The organism is Pseudomonas profundi (assembly GCF_008638305.1).
Lineage (GTDB): Bacteria > Pseudomonadota > Gammaproteobacteria > Pseudomonadales > Pseudomonadaceae > Halopseudomonas > Halopseudomonas profundi.
The window spans coordinates 69039-92387 of the sequence record NZ_VTPZ01000005.1 but is presented as its reverse complement, the minus strand read 5'-3'; the positions used below and the strand labels follow the sequence as shown (position 1 = coordinate 92387).

The following is a 23349-nucleotide window of genomic DNA, read 5'->3' as shown; positions in this document are numbered from 1 at the left end:
ATGTTTAATGCGCATGCGTGCGAACAGAAGCGATGCGGCGTATAACTTGAGCGTGAACGATTTCTCAGGTTAGGGAATCAGCTGCGGTATTTGGTGGTCAATAGCTTCAATATGGACATGGCTAACCCTGAACCAGGGTCACGTGAGGCACAGCATGCTTATCCCAGGGCTCCCGCCACTTGGCGCACAACCAGAAGTAACCAGACCGAAGCGCGGCGTGACGCCCACTGAAAAAACACCAGTGGTGCATGAAACACTGGCCGAGCCGGTGGAGCGCCGCCGGCGCAATAAAAAGCGTGTGCCTGATCGCCGCCGCGGCCGTAAACGCGCAAGCTTCGCCGCGCAGACTGAATACTCGGCGGAGGGCGTAGCTGAAATGTCCCCCGAGCTGCCCGCCAAGGGGCTGCTGATAGATATCGAAATCTGATACTCTCCGCCTATGCCAGACGAATCAGAATCAGCTCCTGTGATAGATCTTGTCGAGGCGCGCCAGCGTCGTCGGCACGACCTATATGAGGCGCGGCTCAAGACCATGCGGGCCCGGTTCGAGCAGGCGCTGCCATTGGCTTCCGGACCTGGCAAATCGAAGTCGAAAAAATCCCGCAAGAAAAAGCCCAAACGTTGATGTCCACTCGTTGACCGGCACTTCGCCTACCTCGCTCAAATAAACCGCTCAATCTTGATCCGGGTCAATAGTTCACCCGCTGCCCCTGTGTATTCTTGAGTCTGGATCAGGTTCAGGAGCACCTCTCATGTTTATCGACGAAGCCGTAATCGCTGGAATATTGACTGTTGGATTGATGGTCGTGTTTCTGGGCGGAGTGGGTTTGTTTATCTGGCGTGACAGCCGCAAGCCAGCGCGCGCGATCAAGCGTCCCTGAAGCGCTGTAACCGGACGATATCTGAATGTGGGTCGATACGCTCGACCCGGCAAGGGCATGGCTCGCAAGGCCTTTGAGCGATCTTTCTTCGGACTGATCGCTTTTTTTTGCCTGACCGGTGGTTCACCGAGGTCGTTTCGGGCGGATATACTGTATGCATGAACAGTAAAGAAGCCAGTCTTATTCCCGTACGAATTCTGCGCGGCCGTGGCACCGCATCCAACCCCGTCAATCGGTTCGCCAGTACAGTCAGTGAGGCGGAGCACGACGGCTGGACTGACGATGCGCCGCTTACCGCTGCGACCGAAGTGCGTATCGAGCAATCGAAAAGCATCATCACCCGGAATCAGTCGCCGGATCTTCCGTTCGACCGCTCGATCAATCCATATCGCGGTTGTGAACATGGCTGTGTGTATTGCTATGCCCGGCCCAGCCACGCCTATTGGGATATGTCCCCAGGACTGGACTTCGAAACCCGCCTGATCGCCCGGGTCAACGCAGCCAGGCTGCTCGAGCGGGAGCTGAGTAAAGCGGGCTACCAGTGCGCGCCAATCAATATCGGCGCCAATACCGATCCCTACCAACCGGTCGAACGGGAGTACCAGCTGACCCGGGAGTGTCTGGAGGTGCTATTGCGTTTCCGGCATCCGGTGACGCTGGTCACCAAGGGAGCCCTGATTCTCCGCGACCTCGATCTGCTCGAAGAGTTGGCTCGCCATCGGCTGGTGCGGGTCATGGTCAGTCTGACGACACTGGATAATGAACTGAAGTGCACGCTTGAGCCCCGTGCTGCCGCGCCGGCTGCCCGACTCAAGGTCATCCGCGCCTTATCGGCCCGGGGCATTCCGGTGGGCGTGCTCTGCGCGCCTATTATCCCGATGGTTAATGATGTCGAGCTCGAGCGGCTGCTTGAGGCAGCCAGCGATGCCGGAGCAAGCAGTGCTGCCTATATATTGTTGCGGTTGCCCCGCGAGGTCGGTCCGCTGTTTGAGGAATGGCTGGAAACGCATATGCCGTTACGGGCGGAGCATGTGCTCAGCCTGATCCGCCAGTGCCGAGGTGGCGAGTTATATGACGCAAGCTTTGGCAAGCGGTTCAGGGGTGAAGGCGTGTTCGCCACGCTGCTGTCGCAGCGATTCGCCCTGGCGATCAGGCGACTGGGGCTGAATCGCCCTGAATTGAATAAGGATCTGGATTGCAGTCTGTTTGCGCCGCCCGGTTCACAAATGGATCTGCTATAGCGTCAGGCGCGTTACCATTAAACAATCCTCATGACGCCAGTTACACCAATGACACGCAGCGAATCCGATCGAAGACCCTGGTGTCGTGCCTGTGAACGGCCGGCCAGCCATTGTTTGTGCAGTCTGATACCGGACCTGGACTCGAACACCCATTTGTTGGTCATCCAGCATCCCAGCGAGCAGCGCCACCCGCTCAACACAGCGCGGCTGCTGGTGCGTGGCTTGAAGAATGCGCGGCTGTTGATCGCTGAGCAACTATCCGGGCAAAGCGATTGGTATCAGCAATTGCAGGATCCTGCCTGGCGCACCGAATTGTTATTCCCCGGTGCCGAGTCGGCGTTGCTCCTGGCTGCATCAGCCGACACGCGGCCACATCGGCTGGTGTTGCTGGATGGAACCTGGCGCAAGGCGCGCAAGATTCTGCACGTCAATCCAGTATTGCAGCATCTGCCGCGGGTGGCCTTGCCGGTCGGGCTGCATAGCCGCTATCGCGTACGCAAGGCGCCGATGGAGGGCGCATTATCCACTGTCGAGGCAGCCGTGGCAGCGCTGAATATTATTGAGCCCGATACTGACTTCAGCGCGTTACTTACTCCGTTTGAGGCATTGATCGACGGCCAGATCAAAGCGATGGGCGAAGAGCGCTTCCATCGAAATTACCGACCCAGCTAACCCTAAGCTAACCCTGGATGGCGTGCCGCCTATTCGCCGCGTTTATTTTGGGTCGCTCTGCAGGAGTTCCCGCTCCCCATGCCGCTAAACTGAGCGGGCATGACATAACAACAGCGGGTCAACGGAGCGTTCTGGCGCAGCGCCGCACGGAACCGGGAGCGATTATGCAGAATTCGGGGCAACGGATAGTCATCACAGGGGCGGGTAGCGGTCTGGGGCGCGAGTTGGCGCTACGTTACGCGCGGGAAGGGGCGCAGCTGGCGCTTGCAGATATTCACGACGAAGGCCTGGCTGAGACACTCGCAATGGTACGTGAGGCAGGGGGCTGGGCGTTCACACAGCGTTGTGACGTGCGTGATTTCAGCCAGCTGGCGGCGTTGGCGCAGAGCTGTCAGGAGCGTATGGAGGGTATTGATGTCCTCATCAATAATGCAGGCGTGGCGTCCGGTGGATTGTTCTGGGAACTCACGCTTGAGGACTGGGAGTGGCAGATAAGCATCAATCTGATGGGCGTAGTGAAGGGGTGCAAGGCGTTCGTTCCGATGCTGACCAGGCAACGCAGCGGGCGCATTATCAATATCGCATCGATGGCTGCGTTGATGCAGTCGCCGGGGATGAGCAACTACAACGTGGCGAAAGCAGGCGTGGTAGCGCTATCGGAAAGCTTACTGGCGGAGCTCAAGCCCTTGGGTGTTGAAGTGAGTGTGGCGTGTCCCTCCTTTTTTCAGACCAATCTGCTGGACTCTTACCGCGGCCCGGACCAGGCATCCAGGGAGCAGATCGCCAAACTGTTGCAGAGTTCGCCGATCTCAGCGGCAGAGGTGGCGGACAGCATCTACACCCAGAGCGAAGCGGGGCAGTTCATGATCCTGCCGCACGAGAGCGGCCGACAGGCCTGGGCGCTGAAGCAAGCCAATCCGGACGCTGTTTACGCTGAGATGACCCGGTTGATGGAAAAGCGGTTAGCAACCCCGTCTTGAGCGTTTCGCACAGGGGGGCAGCCAAAGGCGTACTCGGTGGGGTACGCCTTTTTTCGTTGTCTGCGCTGTGCCAGTTTCAAGCGCTTGTGGCACAATGCGTCGCTTGGGATTCGAGCGGAGTTTATTCGTGTTGACGAGTGCGCGCAGGTTGGCTGATGTCATCTGAGCAGCGAAAGATTGCCTTTCTGATGTGGCCGGGTAGTCATCCTGCGGCGATGATGGCTGGTCTCTCGGTGTTGCGGTCCGCGAATAGAATGGCGGGGTTCGAGTGCTATACGGCGCAGTGCCTGACGCTGGATGAAGAGCCAATCCTCAGTGACGACGGCTGGCAATTGCCGGCGCGGCCCTGGACCGAGGACATGGCGTTTGATCGTTTCTGGATCGTCGCCGATCTGTTTGCTCCACCTGATTCTCTGGCTCCGTCGATTATCCTGCGCTGGCGCGAAATGATTCGCGACGGCGTGATGCTTGGTGGGATAGAAGGCGGGGTTTTTCCGCTGGCCTTGGCCGGGCTGATGGATGAGCATCGCTGTGCTGTGCATTGGCGGGTGATCGATGAGTTCCGCGAGCGGTTCCCCGCCGTGCAGGCCACCACTCAGCTGTTCGAACAGGACCGCGCCCGACTTACCAGCAGCGGAGGGCAGGCTACCGCTGATCTGTTCCTGACCCTGGTCGCCGAGGACCACGGCGCCGAACTGGCGGCGCTGGTGGCGGAGGATCTGGTGGTCGAGCGTATCCGCGATGGCAGTGAACGTCAGCGCGTGCCGCTGCGTAACCGATTGGGAAGCACCCATCCAAAACTGACGCAGGCGGTAATCCTGATGGAGTCGAATATCGAGGAGCCGCTGACGACCGACGAGATCGCCCGGCATGTGTGCGTATCGCGGCGTCAACTGGAGCGCATCTTCAAGCAATATCTCAATAGCGTACCCTCCCAGTATTATCTGGAACTGCGCTTGAACCGGGCGCGGCAAATGCTGTTGCAAACCAGCAAGTCGATCATTCAGGTTGGCCTGTCCTGCGGCTTTTCTTCGGGTCCGCATTTTTCCAGCGCTTATCGCAATTGCTTTGGTGTCACGCCCCGGGAAGATCGCAATCAGCGCCGGGCCCAGCAAGTGGCCGACCTGGCCGCCAAATAGATCTTGGCCGCCGCCCAGCATGGTGGCGGATTCATCACGCTATGTGTTCACGCCGCAATGACGGCAGCAGGAGAGACGGAATGACAGAGTCGACGCAGGTCAGCCGGTCCGATTTCGATCGGGTCATGGTGCCAAATTATTCTCCGGTAGACATGATCCCGGTGCGCGGAGCGGGTGCCCGCGTGTGGGATCAGCAGGGCCGGGAATACGTCGATCTCGCCGGCGGCATTGCAGTGAATGCGCTGGGCCACGCGCACCCTGGCCTGGTTGAGGCCCTGACTGAACAGGCCGGCAAGCTGTGGCACGTATCGAACGTGCTGACCAACGAGCCGGCACTGCGTCTGGCCTCCAAGCTGATCGCGGCGACCTTTGCGGAAAAGGTATTTTTCGCCAATTCCGGTGGCGAGGCCAACGAGGCGGCGTTCAAGTTGGCGCGGCGGCGTGCGCATGAGACTGCGGGCCCGCAGAAGCACGAAATCATCGCCTGCACCAACAGTTTTCATGGCCGTACCCTGTTCACCGTCAGTGTTGGTGGTCAGCCGAAATATTCAGAGGGCTTTGGTCCCGCCATCGAGGGAATCAGCCACGTCCCCTACAACGACATCGATGCGCTGCGTGCGCAGATCTCAGAGCGTACCTGTGCGGTCGTCATCGAACCCATCCAGGGTGAGGGTGGGGTGATCGGTGCTAGCGAGGAATATCTCAAGGCTGCGCGGCAGTTATGTGATGAGCACGACGCGCTGTTGATCTTCGACGAGGTCCAGACCGGCATGGGGCGTACCGGCAAATTGTTTGCCTATATGCACAGCGCTGTGCAGCCGGACATTCTCACCAGTGCCAAGAGTCTGGGCGGTGGGTTCCCGATCGCTGCGATGTTGACCACCGACCGCGTCGCCCGGCATTTCGGCGTCGGTACGCACGGCAGTACCTACGGCGGTAACCCCCTGGGATGTGCGGTTGCCGAGCGGGTGCTGGATATCGTCAATACCCGTGAAGTGCTGGATGGCGTGGCTGAACGCAACAAGTTGCTGGTGGATGGGTTGATGGCCATCGCTGCCGATCTGGATGTATTCGAATCGGTACGTGGCACGGGGTTGTTGATCGGGGCTGTGCTGTCCCCTTCGTGGAAAGGCCAGGCCAGGCAGATACAGGAAGCAGCGCAGCGGGAGGGGCTGCTGGTGTTGCAGGCGGGCCCCGACGTGATGCGGATCGCGCCGAGCCTGATCATCCCGCAGCAGGATATAGAGGAAGCGCTGGAGCGGTTGCGCAATGCGTTAACCGGTCTGGTTGGCTAAGCTGGGGCGCCGCCAATGCTCGTTCAACGTTTATGCACCATGGCTGACCTGCCTGAAATAGAGCGGCTTGCCAGCGCCAGTCCGGTTGGCGTTACCGCGCTGCCGGCCGAGCGCCAACGCCTGGTGGAAATCATCGAGGCGTCTGAGGCTTCGATGGCCGAGGAAGTCGTCTTCAGTGGTGAAGAGCGTTACCTGTTTGTGCTGGAAGACAAGGCGTCCGGCCGCCTGGCAGGGTGCAGCAGCGTTATCGCGGCGGCCGGCTTCAGCCAGCCGTTCTATACCTTCCGTAACGAAACATTTGTGCATGCGTCGGGCGAGCTGGGCTTGCATAACCGGATCCACGTTCTGTCGCTCTGCCATGATCTGACCGGGCATAGCCTGCTGACGGGCTTTCATCTGGAGCCCGCGGCCAGGGCGCAGTCCACTGCCCGCGAGCTGAATGCCCTAGGGCGTTTGTTGTTCATGGCAAATCACCCGCAGCGCTTCGCAGAGTCCATTGCTGCCGAGATTGTCGGGATCAGTGATGAGCAGGGCAATGCGCCCTTCTGGGATGCGGTAGGTCGGCATTTTTTCGCGGTTGGTTACAGCGAAGCCGAGCAAATGGGCAGCAGCCGTGGCCGCAATTTTCTGGCAGAGCTGATGCCGGGTTATCCCATTTACGTACCAATGCTATCGGACGAAGCCCAGGAGGTGATCGGGCAGGTACATCCATCGGCTCAGGCGGTTTTCGATATCCTGATGCGTGAAGGTTTCGAAACGGACAACTACGTGGATATTTTCGATGGCGGACCCGTTGTTCAGGCCCGTACGGCTACGCTGCGTACGGTCGGCGAAAGTCAGACGGTAAAGGTGGAGATTGGCGTACCTGAGCCAGCCGACGGCTTGTGGTTGGCTGCCAATACCAGGGTGGCGGACTATCGCGCCTGCGCGCTGCGCCTGGCCTGCGGTGCCGATGAACCCCTGGTGCTTTCCCCCGAGCAAGCGGACTTGCTCAAAGTGGAAGCGGGCGACACCCTCAGACTGGTCAGGGAGGCTTGATATGCTGGTTCGTGCTGCACGCGTCAATGATCTGGCGAGCTTGACCCAGTTGGCGGTTACTGCAGGCGCGGTACTGACTACACTGCCCGCCAGCGAGGAGGACCTTGAGCGGCGTTTGCGCAATGTTGAAGCGAGCTTCCGTGGCGAAGTCGACAAGGCCGACGCCGACTACCTGCTGGTGCTTGAGGATGAGGGCGGCAATATTATTGGCACCACTGGCATGCTCGCCGCTGCGGGTCTGCGCGACCCCTGGTACAGCTATCGCCTCGGGCTCACTGTCACGGCCAGTCGCGAGCTGCAAGTCTATCGCCAGCACCCGACGCTGTTTCTGGTCAACGATCTGACCGGGGCGACAGCGCTGTGCTCACTGTACCTCGAGCCGCAGTTCCGCGAGGGTATGGTCGGCAGGCTGCTGTCCAAGGCGCGTTTCATGTTCATGGCTGAATTTCCGCAGTCGTTCTCCTCGCGGGTGATCGTTGAAATGCGCGGCATCTCCGACGAGCAGGACCGTTCACCTTTTTGGGAGAGTCTCGGACGGCACTTCTTCCGGATGGAATTTTCCCGCGCAAACTATCTTACGGGCATCGGCAGCAAGGCATTTATCGCCGAGATGATGCCGAAGTTTCCGCTGTACGCGTGCTTTCTCAGTGAGGAAGCCCGAAATGCAATGGGCAAGGTGCACCCCGAATCGGAATCGAATCTGGAAATGGCCCAGGAAGAGGGCATGAGCTATCAGGGCTATATCGATATCTTTGATGGCGGTGCAACACTCGAATCGCCCCTCGAGCAGATTCGGGCTATCCACGAGAGCCGGGTTCTGGTACTCGCCACCGGCACTCCCGGTGAGAGCGCCGAGCCTTTTCTTATCCATAACCGTGGGCGCGAGGACTGCCGCATCACCTGTGCGCCCGCACGCGTGGCGGCAGGGACCCTGGTGGTTGCGCCCGAAACGGCTGCCCGCCTGGGTGTGCGCGCAGGTACGCCTGTGCGGGCGGTATCGCTGTACGCCCGCTCACCCTGACGGGGCGCTGTGCGATGGCTTGGTCGCCACAATGGCCGGGTAACGCGCTATCAGCGCCATAGCTATTATCAAGTGCGCCGCTAATGCAAGCCCGGCGCGGATACCTATATAATGCGCGCTTTGTCCTGGTGAAAAGGCCTCAGGGTCTTCACTGTCCGGCTGACCTGTTTCGGTAAGGGGATTATGAAAAGCGCACAAATTCGTGAAGCCTTCCTTCGCTTCTTTGAAGGCCAGGGACACACCCGTGTCGCCTCGAGTTCGCTGGTGCCAGCGGACGACCCGACATTGCTGTTCACCAATGCCGGTATGAACCAGTTCAAGGACTGTTTCCTGGGGCTGGACAAGCGTGCCTATACCCGCGCCACCAGCAGCCAGAAATGCGTACGCGCTGGCGGCAAGCATAATGATCTGGAAAATGTCGGCTATACCGCGCGGCATCACACCTTCTTCGAAATGCTGGGCAATTTCAGCTTTGGCGATTACTTCAAGCGCGATGCGATCGTCTACGCCTGGGATTTCCTGACGTCCGAGCAGTGGCTGAATCTGCCGTCTGAAAAGCTCTGGGTCACGGTCTATGCCGATGATGACGAAGCCTACGATATCTGGACCAGGGAGATCGGCGTGCCGGTCGAGCGTATGGTGCGTATCGGCGACAACAAGGGGGCTCCCTATGCTTCGGATAACTTCTGGGCAATGGGCGATACCGGTCCGTGCGGTCCCTGCACTGAAATATTCTTTGATCACGGCGAGCATATCTGGGGCGGCCCGCCGGGTAGCCCTGAAGAGGACGGCGATCGCTACATCGAAATCTGGAACCTGGTATTCATGCAGTTCAACCGGACTGCTGATGGCGTGATGCATCCGCTGCCAGCCCCCAGTGTGGATACCGGTATGGGACTTGAGCGTGTGAGCGCGGTCATGCAGAAGGTGCATACCAACTACGATATTGATCTGTTCCAGAACCTGCTGACCGCTGCGGCTGCGGCCATTGGCTGTGAGCAGGATAATGCTGCCTCGCTGAAAGTCGTAGCCGATCACATCCGTTCCTGCAGCTTTCTCATTGCCGATGGTGTGCTGCCTTCGAACGAAGGACGCGGATACGTATTGCGTCGGATCATCCGCCGCGCATGCCGCCACGGGAACAAGCTGGGGGCGTCGGGCGCTTTCTTCTATAAGATTGTTGCGGGTCTGGTTGCCGAGATGGGCGAAGCCTTTCCCGAGCTTAAGGCTCAGCAGGCGCATATCGAGCGTGTGCTGAAGGCTGAGGAAGAGCAATTTGCCAAGACGCTGGAACAGGGCTTGCGGATTCTCGAGCAGGATCTGGCCGGCCTCCAGGGCAACGAAATTCCTGGCGAGGTAGTGTTCAAGCTATACGACACGTACGGCTTCCCCATGGACCTGACCGGTGATATCGCGCGGGAGCGCGGCTTGACGCTCGATGAAGCCGGTTTTGAAGCCGCCATGGACGCACAGCGTCAACGTGCCCGCTCTGCCAGCCAATTCGGTATGGATTACAGCAACCTGGTGAAGGTCAGTGCCGAAACCCGCTTCCAGGGTTACGAAGGGACGACCGGCGCCGGCAAGATTCTGGCGTTGTACCGTGACGGCCAGTCGGTCGACAGCCTGGCCGAGGGTGAGAAGGGCGTAGTGATACTGGATCAGACCCCTTTCTATGCAGAGTCCGGCGGACAGATTGGCGATACCGGTTATCTGGAAAGCGCGGGTGGACGATTCGATGTCCGCGATACCACCAAGGCCGGTAGCGCGCATTTGCACCACGGTATTGTGGCCAGCGGCAGTCTGAATGTCGGCGCGTCAATCAAGGCGATCGTCGAGGAGGGCGTGCGCCAGGCCACCAAGCTTAACCATTCCGCCACCCATCTTTTGCACGCCGCACTGCGTCAGGTCCTGGGCGAGCATGTGCAGCAGAAAGGCTCATTGGTGGATAGCCAGCGTCTGCGCTTCGACTTCAGTCACTTCGAAGCAATTACGCCTGAGCAGCTGCAGCAACTGGAAGACATCGTCAACGAGCAAATCCGTCTGAACACAGAGGTCAGGATCGAGCTGACTGATGTCGAGACCGCCAAGCGCAAGGGCGCCATGGCGCTGTTCGGCGAGAAGTACGGCGATGAAGTCCGGGTGCTGACGATGGGCGACGGCTTTTCGGTGGAGCTCTGCGGCGGTACTCACGTCAATCGCACCGGCGATATCGGCTTGCTGCGCATTACCAACGAAAGCGGTATCGCAGCGGGTATTCGCCGGATCGAGGCAGTGACCGGCAAGGCGGCTTTGGCACTTATGACCGGAGCAGAACAACAGCTTCAGCAGGCCGCTCAGCTTGTGAAAGGCAGCCGCGATAACCTGCTCGACAAGCTGACCGGGTTGATCGAGCGCAACCGCCAGCTGGAGAAGGACCTTGAGCAGCTCAAGGCCAAGGCTGCCAGCGCGGCGGGCGCCGATATGGCTGCTGAGGCTCAACAGGTCGGCGACATGCGGGTACTGGTCAAGCGAGTCGACGGTCAGGACGGAAAAGCGCTGCTGGCGTTGATCGATCAGCTGAAGAATAAGCTCGGTTCGGCAGTTGTACTGCTGGGCGGAGAGCTGGACGGCAAGGTCGTTCTGGTCGCAGGTGTGACCAAGGACCTCACTGGTCGTGTCAAAGCTGGCGATCTGATCCGCAACACAGCGGCTCGGGTAGGCGGCAAGGGCGGCGGACGTCCGGACATGGCGCAGGGTGGCGGTACCGATGTCGCTGCGTTGGATGGGGCGCTGGCTGAAACGCTGAACGACTTGCTGGCGCAGTAACAGTATTAAGGGCCCAGGCATCGTTGATGTCTGGAGGATGATCGGGATATCCGATTTCGCTATGGGGATTGGTGCAACACGATGGCGCTTATTGTCCAGAAGTTTGGCGGTACCTCGGTTGGCAGTGTCGAGCGCATTTGCCAGGTAGCCGAGAAGATCAAAGGTTTCAGGGCGCGTGGGGATGATCTCGTGGTAGTGGTATCGGCCATGAGCGGCGAGACCAACCGCCTGATTGATCTGGCGCGCCAGATCCAGGCCGATCCGGACTCACGGGAGCTGGATGTCATCCTGTCGACTGGCGAGCAGGTCACTATCGGCCTGTTAGCCATGGCATTGAAAGAGATTGATGTGCCGGCGGTTTCCTACACGGGATCCCAGGTCCGCATCGTGACCGATAACGCTTTCAATAAAGCGCGTATTCAGCACATCGACGAAGCCAGGGTGCGGGCTGACCTGGATGCCGGCAGGGTAGTGATCGTCGCGGGTTTCCAGGGCGTCGACGAGCAGGGCAACATCACCACGCTGGGCCGCGGCGGTTCCGATACCACGGGGGTCGCCCTGGCGGCGGCGCTCAAGGCAGACGAATGCCAGATCTATACTGACGTCGACGGCGTCTATACCACTGATCCGCGCGTTGTCGAAAGCGCTCGCCGGCTGGATAAGATCACCTTCGAGGAAATGCTCGAAATGGCCAGCCTGGGCTCGAAGGTGCTGCAGATTCGCGCGGTGGAATTCGCCGGCAAATACAGCGTCCCGCTACGGGTGCTGCACAGTTTCAAAGAAGGTCCCGGAACGCTAATCACCCTTGAGGAAGCCTCATCCATGGAACAACCTGTCATTTCCGGCATCGCGTTCAATCGTGACGAAGCCAAGCTGACTATTCGTGGCGTGCCCGACACCCCCGGCGTGGCATTCAAGATCCTCGGGCCGGTAAGCGCGGCCAATATCGAGATCGACATGATCGTGCAGAACGTGTCGAAGGATAATACGACTGATTTTACATTCACTATCAATCGTAACGATCTGCGCAAGACCGAAGATATCTTGCGCAGGATCGCCACCGAAATCGGCGCGCGCGAAGTAGCTGGCGACAGCAAGATCGCGAAAGTGTCGATTGTTGGCGTCGGTATGCGCTCGCACGCCGGGGTAGCGAGCAGAATGTTCGAGGCATTGTCGCGCGAAGGTATCAATATCCAGATGATATCGACTTCCGAGATCAAGATTTCCGTAGTCATTGACGAAAAATATCTCGAACTGGCGGTGCGTTCGCTTCACTCAGCCTTTGATCTGGATACTGAAGCGTCGGGTGCTGATCGGCTCTGAGATTTTGTTTTTATCAAACTGACCGCAAGCGTCCCTGCGACGCTTGCGAGGGCGCGTCCCTTTGGCTGACGTGCCCCTCTTGGCTTCCCAGCATGAGTTAACCCGCATATGTATCGAACCCCTGATGCATCGTGTGGTCAACATCCATGCCAGCAAGGCGGCCGACAGGCAACTAGCCGGTTTTTGCAGACTGCTGTGTGCTGATCAAAATCAAGGAGAAAGGAATGCTAATTTTGACTCGTCGGGTTGGTGAAACCCTGATGGTAGGTGACGAAGTAACGGTGACCGTGCTGGGTGTGAAGGGCAACCAGGTTCGCATCGGGGTGAATGCGCCCAAAGAAGTGGCGGTTCATCGTGAAGAAATTTATCAGCGTATTCAAAAAGAGAAAGGTGAAGAGCCAAGCGTTTAAATTTCTTAAAGTTTTTTATTGCATTGGGCGGAGCGCATCGGTAATATTCAGCGCGTTACGGAGAGGTGGCCGAGTGGCTGAAGGCGCTCCCCTGCTAAGGGAGTATATCTCAAAAGGGTATCGCGGGTTCGAATCCCGCCCTCTCCGCCACTTTGTGGTTGTAGTGGTGGTCAGACGTTAGCTTCTGAATTTTAAAGAAAAAAATGTTTGACAGTTGAAATTAACGCCCTATAATACGCCCCACAATGCACTCGTAGCTCAGCTGGATAGAGTACTCGGCTACGAACCGAGCGGTCGAAGGTTCGAATCCTTCCGAGTGCACCAAACGAAAAACCCACTGGTTAATGCCGGTGGGTTTTTTTTTGCTCCTCATTTGCTTGGCCAAGTCTTGGCCAGGCGCACAAGCGGCCAGGCTCCTGCTAGGCTGAAATCAGGTTTGCCGAACGCCGCCTCGCTTGGCTCATCTTGCTGACGCATCGCCAGACTATCGGGAAGTATCCATGTCAGACCCCAGCCTCAACTTGCCGGACAGCCTTCAGGATCGACTCGATCAGGTCGTGGTACTGCTTGAGCAGCTCGGTATCGGCGATCATCGCGGGCCCGGGCAGGTTGAGGATAGCGCGACCTATCGCCAGTCCCTCGTCGACTTACAGGCTCTGCTGGACGAGCTTCACCCGGCCGATATCGCCTATATCCTGGAATCCCTCCCGTTTGAAGAGCGTTTGGCGGTCTGGCGACGGGTGCGGTCCGAGCGAGACGGTGAGATTCTCCTCGAAGTGTCCGATGCGGTGCGTGAGACGCTCATCGCGGACATGGATGATCACGAAATCATTGCTGCGGCCAACACGCTGGATGCGGACGAGCTCGCAGACCTGGCGCCGGATCTTCCCCGTGACGTAGTGCGCGAGCTGATGGATACGCTTGATGCACAACAGCGCGAGCGGTTGCGCTCGGCATTATCCTATGATGCCGACCAGGTCGGGGCGCTGATGGACTTCGACATGGTCACCATCAGGGATGATGTGTCGCTGGAAGTGGTGATTCGTTATCTGCGCCGTTTCGATGTGCTACCTGACCATACCGACAAGCTCTTCGTGGTGGACGTGGACGGCGTGCTTAAAGGTGTGCTGCCGATCAAGCGCTTGTTGGTTGGCTCGCCCGATGAGCTGGTGCGTGACGCGATGGCCGTCGAGCCGGTCGTTTTTGGTCGGTTGGATGATGCAGGCGAGGCTGCTCAGGCATTCGAGCGTTACGACCTGGTCTCAGCACCGGTGGTGGATGCTCAGGGCGCGCTGCAGGGTCGCCTGACCATTGGTGTAATGGTCGACTATATCCGTGAAGAGAGCGAAGCCGAGGTGCTCAATGCGGCTGGTCTGCGCGAGGAGGAAGATATTTTCGCCTCAGTGTGGAAGTCGGTACGCAACCGTTGGGCCTGGTTGGCGGTGAATCTGTGTACTGCCCTGATAGCCTCCCGGGTGATTGGCCTGTTCGAGAATGCAATCGAGCAGTTGGTCGCGCTAGCGGCCTTGATGCCGATTGTTGCCGGGATAGGCGGTAATTCCGGAAACCAGACCATCACCATGATCGTGCGCGGCATTGCCACTGGTCAGGTTCAGGTCGCCCATGGCCGGCGCCTGATCCGTAAGGAGGCGTCTGTGGCAATGATCAATGGCGTGTTCTGGGGGGTGGTACTGTCCGTCATTGCCTATTGGCTCTATGCAAGCGTAGCACTGGCGGTCGTGCTGCTCGCAGCCATGACCTTGAACATGTTGCTGGCTTCGATCATGGGTGTGGTTATCCCGTTGGCAAGAATGCGCATGGAGAGCGACCCGGCACTGGGTGCGAGTGTGATGATTACCGCAATAACCGACAGTGGCGGGTTCTTTATCTTCCTCGGGCTGGCTACAATTTTTCTGCTCTAGAGTCTTGGTCTAGACGCTTTCGCCTGCTCTCGTCCCGCCGGACAGCAGCGGGGAAAAGCGGCCTGCGGCTCGCGACGAGCCGTCTACGAATCACCAGCTGGCCGCCTCTTATGCGCGGCTTATGATGTCGCCTGGATTGCCAAGAATGTCACATCAGGATACATTACACCGGTTTTGCGCGAGCAGAACCGGTCGAAACGAATGACCGGTGTCGCTTTTTCTGAACAATAAAACCGAATTTTCAACAGCTCGCTTCGCGAGCGTGCGAGGGCGGGAGACAAGAATGAATTCAACAGAAATGCTGATGGAAGGCGTCGATCTGATGATCATGGGGATGGGTGCGGTCTTTGCCTTCCTCGTTTCGTTGGTGGTTATTGTTACGCTGATGTCCAAGCTGCTGGGGAAATATTTCCCTGATGCCATTCCGGCGCCAAAGGCACCGTCTCGACCAAAGCCTGCTCCAGACGCAGTCGATCCCGAACTCATCGCCGTGATCAGTACTGCCATACGACAGCATCGTTCACGCGCTTCCTGAATACCTTGACGAAAACTTCATCCTAAAAATCAAAAAGGCCATACAACTATGACCGATACCAAGAAGCCCTTGGGCATTACTGATGTCATTTTGCGAGACGCCCACCAATCCATCCTGGCCACGCGCATGCGCCTCGAGGACATGCTGCCGATTGCCGGCAAGCTGGACCAGGTAGGCTTCTGGTCAGTTGAATCCTGGGGCGGAGCGACTTTCGACTCCTGTATCCGGTATCTGGGTGAAGATCCGTGGGAACGCATCCGCGAACTGAAAAAAGCAATGCCCAATACACGCCAGCAAATGTTGCTGCGTGGACAGAATCTGCTTGGTTATCGTCATTACGCAGATGACGTAGTGGAACGGTTTGTTGAGCGTGCCGCCGTTAATGGCGTCGACGTGTTCCGCGTATTCGATGCGATGAACGATCCGCGTAACCTCGAAACGGCGCTTAAAGCCGTCACGGCACAGGGTAAGCACGCCCAGGGCACGATTTCCTACACCACCAGTCCGGTACACACCGTTGAAATGTGGGTCGATCTGGCCAAAACCATTGAAGACATGGGCGCCGATTCCATCGCGATCAAGGACATGGCCGGTATCCTTAACCCGTACGTGGGTTTCGATCTGGTTTCACGCCTGAAAGCTTCGCTGAGCATCCCGGTGCACATGCAATGCCATGCGACCGCTGGTCTGTCCACTGCCGCTATTCTCAAGGCAGTCGAGGCGGGTATTGATAATGTCGACACTGCTATTTCTTCGATGTCGATGACCTATGGCCACTCACCGACCGAATCCGTGGTGGCGATTTTCCAGAATACCGAGCACGACACAGGGCTGGATCTGCTGCTGCTTGAGGAAGTTGCGGCCTATTTCCGTGAAGTACGGAAAAAATACGCCAAATTCGAGGGGAACCTGAAAGGCGTCGATTCGCGCATTCTGGTTGCCCAGGTTCCTGGCGGCATGCTCACCAATATGGAAAGCCAGTTGAAGGAGCAGGGTGCCGGCGACAAATTCGATGAAGTACTGGCAGAAATCCCCCGCGTGCGTGAAGACCTTGGCTTCATCCCTCTGGTGACCCCTACCTCGCAGATCGTTGGCACCCAGGCCGTCATCAACGTCCTTACCGGTGAGCGTTACAAGTCGATCACCAAAGAAACCTCGGGCATTCTCAAGGGCGAGTACGGCGCGGCACCGGCGCCCTTCAATGTTGAGCTGCAGCAGCGCGTATTGGACGGTGCTGAAGCCATCACTTGCCGCCCAGCAGACCTGCTCGAGCCGGAAATGGATAAGCTGAGTGCCGAACTCAGGGGTATCGCTCAAGAGAAAGGTATCAAGCTCGCCGACAACGAAATCGACGATGTATTGACCTATGCATTGTTCCCACAGATTGGCCTGAAATTCCTGGAAAACCGTGGTAACCCGGACGCTTTCGAGCCGGTGCCGACTGGTCAGGAAATGGTTGCCAAAACCACCAAGCCAGGCGAGCCGGAAGTCTATACGGTTACCGTGAACGGTAAGGAGTTCGTCGTTCAGGTCGCTGATGGGGGCGATATCACGGGTATCAAGCCGGTCGATGGCAACGCGCCTGCAGCCGCAACGTCGGGCGCAGCACCTGCTCCGGCAGCTGGCGCTGGCGAACCGCAACCCGCGCCGTTGGCGGGCAATATCTTCAAAGTGTTGGTCAGCCCGGGCGACGCGGTAGAAGACGGTGAGGTGGTGATGATTCTCGAAGCCATGAAGATGGAAACCGAAGTCTGCGCACGCAGATCGGGGACTGTCGGTACGGTCAATGTCAAAGTGGGCGACGCGGTCAACGTCGGCGACACTTTGCTGACGATCGGTTAAGGAGAGCCTTGAATGGATAAGCTTCAGATTCTTTGGCACTCCACCGGCCTGTATCACATACAGCCGGGTCAGCTGTTCATGATCTTCATTTGCTTCGGTCTGATTTACCTGGCGATCAAGAAAGGCTTCGAGCCGCTGCTGCTGATCCCGATCGGCTTCGGCGGTATGCTGGCCAACATCCCGGTCGCCAACATGGCCGAGGGTATGGGTATCCTCAAGCTGATCTATGAAGTGGGTATTCCGACCAGTGTTTTCCCGCTGCTCATTTTCATGGGTGTCGGGGCGATGACTGACTTCGGGCCTATGCTGGCCAACCCGCGTACGCTGTTGCTTGGTGCTGCGGCTCAGTTCGGTATCTTCGGCACTCTGCTGGGCGCTCTGGCTTTGACTGCCTGGGGCATACCTGGCTTTGAGTTCACCCTGAAGCAGGCCGCGTCCATTGCCATTATCGGCGGGGCCGATGGGCCGACTTCCATCTTTGTGACCTCCAAGTTGGCGCCTGAACTGCTGGGACCGATTGCCGTTGCCGCGTACTCTTACATGGCGCTGGTGCCGCTGTTGCAGCCGCCGATCATGCGCGCGCTGACCACGGAAAAGGAGCGGTCCATCGTCATGACTCAGCTGCGCGTTGTCAGCAAGGCCGAGAAGATCATCTTTCCGCTGGCGTTGGTGATGCTGGTCGGCTTATTGCTGCCAGATGCGGCGCCGCTGGTGGGTATGTTCTGCCTGGGCAACCTGATGCGTGAATCCGGTGTCGTTGAGCGCCTGGCTGATACCAGTCGCAACGCCTTGATCAACATCGTGACCATCGGTCTTGGTCTGTCGGTCGGTTCGAAGTTGTCATCGGAAGCCTTCTTGCAAATGACGACCCTGGGCATCCTGGTACTGGGTATGGTCGCTTTCTGCGTCGGTACTGCCACTGGCGTATTGATGGCCAAGTTGATGAACGCTGTCAGCAAGACGCCCATCAATCCTTTGATCGGGTCGGCGGGCGTTTCCGCTGTACCGATGGCCGCACGGGTTTCCAACCGCGTTGGGCTGGAATCCAATCCACACAACTTCCTGCTCATGCATGCCATGGGTCCGAACGTTGCTGGCGTGATTGGTTCGGCCGTAGCAGCAGGTGTGTTGCTTACCTTCGTAGGCTGATTGCTCCAGCCATAAAAAAACCCGCTCATTGAGCGGGTTTTTTTTGCCTGACGATCAGGACGCTTCGCTTACCAATAGTGCAAGCAGGGCGTTTTGCTGGCGACGGCTCATTTCGCGGAAGCGTAGCAAGAGTTCCTGTTCGGGATGGCTCAGCGACTCGAGCTGCTGATCGTTCAGCGCTTGCCGTGATGGTTGCTCTGGAAGCGTTGGCAGATCCAGCAAGCTGTGTTCGAGACGCGCGATAATTTCTGAATTCATGCTGCGGTGATGCTGCTTCGCGACCTCAGCTATACGGTCCCGCATGCCTTGCGGCAAACGTACGACGAATTTGTCTGCGGTCCTGCTGGTGTAGTGTTGGATTGCAGTTTTCATAAGGCAAGAATAATCGCTTTGTCTAGATATGGTCGATGGCGGCATCTGGAGCTGCGTGAATCTCCGTCAGGGTGATCGCCGGCTTTTTTTCAGGAGGAGCGGAACCCCCAATGTGATGCAGACAACAGATTGTGGTGCAATGCTCCTTTATACCGGGTTTTTTTAAATTTCCCACCTTTGCGACAAAAAAATGTCTTCAAGATGTGACGGGTTACAGACGTTGCGGATGAAACTGGCACTGAACTTGTTCTGGGAAGTGGCCAAGCTTGCGCTTGATCAGTTAATATGCCCGTCGATTTTGCACTCTGAAATCTGCGCTTGTAGCTCAGCTGGATAGAGCGACCGCCTCCTAAGCGGTAGGTCCCGGGTTCGAATCCCGGCTCGCGCACCATAACAAGATGCTGAAATCTGTGAATGTTCCTGTTCTCGCTGCGCATCTGCCATGCCAACCGTTCTTCGTCTCCAGCCCCAGAAACGTGTCGCGGGAATTGCGATAAGCGCACAGTCGTCCGATAATCGCCTACCTAACCAAACACCCAGGTTTGATGATGTCTGACTCGCTCCCACCCAGATCACCCCTTGCGCCCCCGGCCTATGTGTCGCCTGCCAAACGCATCGCTGCGCTGAGTGGCGATCCGAATTTCATGACCTCCATGGCGCGGGGGCTGGCTGTAATCAATGCTTTCCAGGAACGCAAGCGGCATCTGACCATTGCGCAGATAAGCCACCGCACCGAGATACCCAGGGCTGCGGTGCGTCGCTGTCTGTATACATTGATGAAGCTGGGATACGCCACGACCGACGGGCGAACCTATTCGCTGCTGCCGAAAGTGCTGACTCTGGGTCATGCCTATCTGTCGTCCACGCCGCTTGCCGTTTCTGCGCAACCCTATCTGGACCACCTCAGCGAGCAGCTTCACGAGGCATGCAATCTGGCTACGCTTGAGGGCGATCAGGTGCTGTATATCGCACGCTCGGCCATTCCGCAGCGATTGATCTCGGTGGACCTCAGCGTGGGTAGCCGTTTGCCCGCTTACTGTACGTCCATGGGAAGAGTGTTACTGGCTGCAATGGATGACGTCGAACTGACTGATTACCTGGCAAATGCCGAGCTGCAGCCCAAGACCAGTCGCACCCTAGCCACGCCAGAAGCGTTGTGGGAGTGCCTGCAACAGGTGCGACGCCAGGGCTGGTGCATGGTAGATCAGGAGTTGGAGCAGGGGCTGCGCTCGATCGCCGTGCCGGTTTTCGATTCGGCAGGTCATGTACTGGCAGCGATGAACGTCAGCACTCATGCCGGAAGAGTGCCTGCGGCGGATCTGGAAAAGAGAATTCTTCCGGTAATGCTGACAGCGAGCCAGGAGTTGAGCAGTCAGCTATTTAGCCCGATCTGATGGTGTCATTGATGTGAATCAACCCGACGGGCTTCTCTCGTTTGGCGCTGAATGATTGTGTTCGATTATCGGCCATATGCGACTTTGGTAGAATGCACGGCAAGGCGTATAAGGCACACTATCTGGCCTCGGTTCGGGCTTGCTGAGCGCTTGAGCTTGTTCCCATAACCCGTAACCGGCTTTGGCAGCGCTTCCTATCTGCCGGAGCTGTATGCGATGGATCGCCTGGATTGCCATGGATAGCAATGGACGACTCGCCAGACATCGAGTCGAGCGCCTTCACATACAAGAGCAACCTTATTATGGAAAGTCGCCTGCTTGGTGAAACGAGTCGTGTGTTTGCTAACGCTGACCCGTATTGCGTCTCAGACTATGTAAACCAGCATGTCGGTCTGCATAGCATCCAGTTGCCCAGGCGCGGTCAACCGAGCGCGGCACTCAGTCACCGTGAGTTCGGCAATCTCGATCTCTGTCGAATTCGGTATGGGGCGGGCGTGCACGTTACGTCGCCTGCCCTGGAAACCGTGTTCCATCTGCAGATTTTGCTCCAGGGTAATTGCCTGTGGCGTGGCAAGAGCGAGCAACACCATTTCAGACCGGGCGAGCTGCTGCTTATCAACCCCGATGACCCGGTGGACCTGACCTATTCTGATGATTGCGAGAAGTTCATCATCAAGGTCCCTGCGGCGTTTCTGGACAAGGCCTGCACCGAAAACAACTGGCGACGACCCGCAGAGGGGATACGTTTCGCTGCGCGGCACGACATGAACCAGCTGGACGGCTTCATCAATCTGCTGACGATGATCTGTCACGAAGCCGAGGGCGATCAGAGCATGCCCATGGTGCGTGAGCAGTACACGCGCATCGTCGCGTCGAAGCTGCTGGGGTTGCTGAGTAACAACGTCAGCCGGGAAGAGCTGAGCGAAAGCTGTCCGTCCTTCGAGCGGGTTGCCCAGTACATCGACGAAAACCTCAAGCAGGACATCAGTATCGACCAGCTGGCACAGGCGGTGCGCATCAGTCCGCGTTCGTTATATGCGCTGTTTGACCGTAACGCCGGTACAACGCCGAAGAATTATATTCGTGCCCGCAAGCTAGAGCGCGTAAGGGAGTGTCTGTGCGATCCGGCGGCCAGGGTGCGCAACGTCACAGAAGTCGCGCTGGACTACGGATTCATGCACCTGGGCCGTTTTTCCGAGAACTACAAAGGCGCTTTTGGCGAGCTTCCCTCTGAGACGCTGCGCCGCCGTTAAGAGTCTGATCGCTTCGTAACATACTGATATTCATATAGGTTCTCTCTGTCCATGTATGCGACAGAGAGACGCTTTTTCGTGTCCGACATTCCTCTAGCGGCCCCGTTCATCCACTTTCTGCAGTCTGCAGAAAACGGATAGCTTCAGTGCAGAAAGCGGATATTGCCAGGTCCTGTTGCCACATAGTCTTCATCTTGTTGAAACAATAATGTGGAGCCTTGGCCATGACCTTGCGACCCGAGTACCTTGATAGCCTGCTGGAAGACGATCACGAAAAGGGCACTTTTCGCTGCAAACGTGAAATCTTCACCAATCCTCGTCTGTTTGAATTGGAGATGAAGCACATCTTCGAGGGGAACTGGTTGTATCTCGCGCATGAGAGCCAGATTCCGGAGAAGAATGACTACTACACGACCTATATGGGTCGCCAGCCGATCTTCATCGCACGGAACAAGGACGGCGAGCTGAATGCGTTCATCAACGCTTGCAGTCACCGTGGCGCAATGCTGTGTCGCTACAAGAGCGGCAACAAGTCGACCTATACCTGTCCCTTCCATGGCTGGACCTTCAATAACTCCGGCAAGCTGCTGAAGGTCAAGGATCCCAAGGAAGCAGGCTACCCGGACAGCTTCAACTGCGAAGGCTCGCATGACCTGAAGAAGGTCGCGCGGTTTGAATCCTACCGCGGATTCCTGTTTGGCAGCCTGCGTGAGGACGTTGCATCGCTGGACGAATTCCTCGGCGAATCGAAAAAAATCATCGATATGGTCGTCGACCAGTCGCCTGATGGCCTCGAAGTGCTGCGCGGTGCGTCCACCTATGTCTACGAAGGCAACTGGAAGTTGCAGGCGGAAAACGGTGCCGATGGTTACCACGTCAGCGCGGTGCACTGGAATTACGCTGCCACCCAGAACCAGCGCAAGCTGCGCGAAGCGGGCGACGACGTGCGTGCCATGAGTGCTGGTGGCTGGGGCAAGAAGGGCGGTGGTTTCTATTCCTTCGAGAACGGCCATCTGCTGCTCTGGACGCGCTGGGACAACCCTGAAGACCGTCCGCTCTACAGCCGCCGCGAGGAAATGATCGAGGAGTTCGGCCAGGCTCGTACTGACTGGATGATCGAGAATTCCCGCAACCTGTGCCTGTATCCCAACCTGTATCTGATGGACCAGTTCGGCTCGCAACTGCGTGTTGCCCGGCCGATTTCGGTCGACAAGACCGAGGTCACCATCTACTGCATCGCTCCCCGTGGCGAAAGCGCCGAAGCGCGTTCACGCCGCATCCGCCAGTACGAAGACTTCTTCAACGTCAGCGGCATGGCGACGCCGGACGACCTGGAAGAATTCCGTGCATGCCAGGAAGGCTACAAAGGCACCGCGATGGAATGGAATGACATGTCCCGCGGGGCCAAGCACTGGATCGACGGCGCCGATGAAGGCGCGGCAGAAATCGGTCTGGAGCCGATCATGAGCGGCGCGCGCAGTGAAGACGAAGGTTTGTTCGTGCTGCAGCACAAGTTCTGGCAGGAATCGATGAAACGGGCTGCCGAGAAAGAACAGGACCAACTGATCCACGTGGAGGGCGCGTAATGACTATTTCCTACGAGACAGCGCGTGACTTCCTGTATCGCGAAGCGCGCTACCTGGATGACAAGGACTGGGATAACTGGCTTGAGCTCTATGCCTCTGACGCCACCTTCTGGATGCCTGCCTGGGACGATCAGGATCGTCTGACCGAGGATCCGCAGACCGAGATCTCGCTGATCTGGTACGGCAATCGCAGCGGACTGGAAGACCGCGTGTTCCGTATCCGTACGGATCGCTCCAGCGCCACCATGCCGGACACCCGCACCTCGCACAACATCAACAATCTCGAGCTGCTCGAGCAGGCTGACGGCATGTGCAAGCTGCGCTTCAACTGGCACACCCTGAGCTTCCGTTACAAGACCGTCGATCATTTCTACGGCACCAGCTTCTACACCCTGGACGTGCGTGGTGAACAGCCGCTGATCAAGGCCAAGAAAGTGGTGCTGAAGAACGATTACATCCGCCAGATGATCGACGTCTACCATCTCTGAGGA

At 57.9% G+C, this 23349-nt stretch carries 21 protein-coding genes and 3 tRNA genes; 23 read left to right on the top strand and 1 reads right to left on the bottom strand.

Annotated features, from left to right (window positions below; translation table 11 throughout):
- The first annotated feature begins 154 nt into the window (after nucleotides 1–154).
- The 18 genes from FZE95_RS08490 to FZE95_RS08405 all read left to right on the top strand — a co-directional run bounded on the left by FZE95_RS08490 (nucleotide 155) and on the right by FZE95_RS08405 (nucleotide 18253).
- Nucleotides 155–427, top strand: coding sequence for a hypothetical protein (locus tag FZE95_RS08490; RefSeq protein ID WP_190324535.1), 273 nt, complete (start codon nucleotides 155–157; stop codon nucleotides 425–427).
- 325 nt (nucleotides 428–752) lie between these two features.
- Entirely contained in the window at nucleotides 753–881 is a 129-nt protein-coding gene (gene ccoM / locus FZE95_RS19910; protein ID WP_256669792.1) for a cytochrome c oxidase subunit CcoM, read from the top strand.
- A 158-nt stretch (nucleotides 882–1039) separates the two neighbouring features.
- Nucleotides 1040–2122: a PA0069 family radical SAM protein gene (locus FZE95_RS08480; RefSeq protein WP_150300429.1), complete on the top strand. Its 1083-nt coding sequence runs from the start codon at nucleotides 1040–1042 to the stop codon at nucleotides 2120–2122.
- A 48-nt stretch (nucleotides 2123–2170) separates the two neighbouring features.
- Nucleotides 2171–2794: a tRNA-uridine aminocarboxypropyltransferase gene (locus FZE95_RS08475; protein WP_150300428.1), complete on the top strand. Its 624-nt coding sequence runs from the start codon at nucleotides 2171–2173 to the stop codon at nucleotides 2792–2794.
- A 164-nt stretch (nucleotides 2795–2958) separates the two neighbouring features.
- Entirely contained in the window at nucleotides 2959–3774 is an 816-nt protein-coding gene (locus FZE95_RS08470; protein ID WP_150300427.1) for an SDR family oxidoreductase, read from the top strand.
- 155 nt (nucleotides 3775–3929) lie between these two features.
- The gene (locus FZE95_RS08465; protein ID WP_190324534.1) at nucleotides 3930–4913 is read left to right on the top strand and encodes a GlxA family transcriptional regulator; all 984 of its coding nucleotides are present in this window, start codon (nucleotides 3930–3932) and stop codon (nucleotides 4911–4913) included.
- Nucleotides 4914–4993: 80 nt separating this feature from the next.
- Nucleotides 4994–6208, top strand: coding sequence for an aspartate aminotransferase family protein (locus FZE95_RS08460; protein WP_150300426.1), 1215 nt, complete (start codon nucleotides 4994–4996; stop codon nucleotides 6206–6208).
- A 15-nt stretch (nucleotides 6209–6223) separates the two neighbouring features.
- Nucleotides 6224–7246: an arginine N-succinyltransferase gene (locus tag FZE95_RS08455; RefSeq protein WP_150300425.1), complete on the top strand. Its 1023-nt coding sequence runs from the start codon at nucleotides 6224–6226 to the stop codon at nucleotides 7244–7246.
- A 1-nt stretch (nucleotide 7247) separates the two neighbouring features.
- Nucleotides 7248–8267 (top strand): arginine N-succinyltransferase, encoded by a 1020-nt coding sequence (astA, locus tag FZE95_RS08450; protein ID WP_150300424.1) that lies wholly within the window; start codon nucleotides 7248–7250, stop codon nucleotides 8265–8267.
- 183 nt (nucleotides 8268–8450) lie between these two features.
- Nucleotides 8451–11072 carry an alanine--tRNA ligase gene (gene alaS / locus FZE95_RS08445; protein ID WP_150300423.1) on the top strand — a complete coding sequence of 874 codons (2622 nt, stop codon included), beginning with the start codon at nucleotides 8451–8453 and terminating at the stop codon, nucleotides 11070–11072.
- An 81-nt stretch (nucleotides 11073–11153) separates the two neighbouring features.
- A complete protein-coding gene (locus FZE95_RS08440) occupies nucleotides 11154–12395 on the top strand; it encodes an aspartate kinase (RefSeq protein WP_150300422.1) in 1242 nt (413 codons plus the stop codon).
- A gap of 224 nt (nucleotides 12396–12619) precedes the next feature.
- On the top strand, nucleotides 12620–12805 hold the full coding sequence (csrA, locus tag FZE95_RS08435) for a carbon storage regulator CsrA (RefSeq protein ID WP_150300421.1): 186 nt from the start codon (nucleotides 12620–12622) through the stop codon (nucleotides 12803–12805).
- A 59-nt stretch (nucleotides 12806–12864) separates the two neighbouring features.
- Nucleotides 12865–12955 (top strand) — tRNA-Ser (locus tag FZE95_RS08430).
- 97 nt (nucleotides 12956–13052) lie between these two features.
- Nucleotides 13053–13129, top strand: a tRNA-Arg gene (locus FZE95_RS08425).
- A 176-nt stretch (nucleotides 13130–13305) separates the two neighbouring features.
- Nucleotides 13306–14727 (top strand): magnesium transporter, encoded by a 1422-nt coding sequence (gene mgtE, locus FZE95_RS08420; RefSeq protein ID WP_150300420.1) that lies wholly within the window; start codon nucleotides 13306–13308, stop codon nucleotides 14725–14727.
- A 283-nt stretch (nucleotides 14728–15010) separates the two neighbouring features.
- Nucleotides 15011–15262: an OadG family protein gene (locus FZE95_RS08415; protein WP_150300419.1), complete on the top strand. Its 252-nt coding sequence runs from the start codon at nucleotides 15011–15013 to the stop codon at nucleotides 15260–15262.
- 48 nt (nucleotides 15263–15310) lie between these two features.
- Nucleotides 15311–17104, top strand: coding sequence for a sodium-extruding oxaloacetate decarboxylase subunit alpha (oadA, locus tag FZE95_RS08410; protein WP_150300418.1), 1794 nt, complete (start codon nucleotides 15311–15313; stop codon nucleotides 17102–17104).
- Between the two features lie 12 nt (nucleotides 17105–17116).
- On the top strand, nucleotides 17117–18253 hold the full coding sequence (locus FZE95_RS08405) for a sodium ion-translocating decarboxylase subunit beta (RefSeq protein WP_150300417.1): 1137 nt from the start codon (nucleotides 17117–17119) through the stop codon (nucleotides 18251–18253).
- 54 nt (nucleotides 18254–18307) lie between these two features.
- On the opposite strand, the gene FZE95_RS08400 is transcribed toward FZE95_RS08405, so the two are convergent.
- The gene (locus tag FZE95_RS08400) at nucleotides 18308–18625 is read right to left on the bottom strand and encodes an Arc family DNA-binding protein (protein WP_150300416.1); all 318 of its coding nucleotides are present in this window, start codon (nucleotides 18623–18625) and stop codon (nucleotides 18308–18310) included.
- A 314-nt stretch (nucleotides 18626–18939) separates the two neighbouring features.
- On the opposite strand from FZE95_RS08400, the gene FZE95_RS08395 reads away from it, so the two are divergent.
- From FZE95_RS08395 to benB, 5 genes are all read left to right on the top strand, one after another.
- A tRNA-Arg gene (locus FZE95_RS08395) sits at nucleotides 18940–19016 on the top strand.
- A gap of 157 nt (nucleotides 19017–19173) precedes the next feature.
- Nucleotides 19174–20019, top strand: coding sequence for an IclR family transcriptional regulator (locus FZE95_RS08390; protein ID WP_150300415.1), 846 nt, complete (start codon nucleotides 19174–19176; stop codon nucleotides 20017–20019).
- A gap of 302 nt (nucleotides 20020–20321) precedes the next feature.
- Entirely contained in the window at nucleotides 20322–21272 is a 951-nt protein-coding gene (locus FZE95_RS08385; protein ID WP_150300606.1) for an AraC family transcriptional regulator, read from the top strand.
- A 224-nt stretch (nucleotides 21273–21496) separates the two neighbouring features.
- Complete coding sequence (gene benA / locus FZE95_RS08380) at nucleotides 21497–22858, top strand: benzoate 1,2-dioxygenase large subunit (protein ID WP_150300414.1); 1362 nt, start codon at nucleotides 21497–21499, stop codon at nucleotides 22856–22858.
- Complete coding sequence (benB, locus tag FZE95_RS08375) at nucleotides 22858–23346, top strand: benzoate 1,2-dioxygenase small subunit (RefSeq protein WP_150300413.1); 489 nt, start codon at nucleotides 22858–22860, stop codon at nucleotides 23344–23346. The genes benA and benB overlap by 1 nt, the downstream gene beginning before the upstream one ends.
- The last annotated feature ends 3 nt before the right edge of the window (nucleotides 23347–23349 follow it).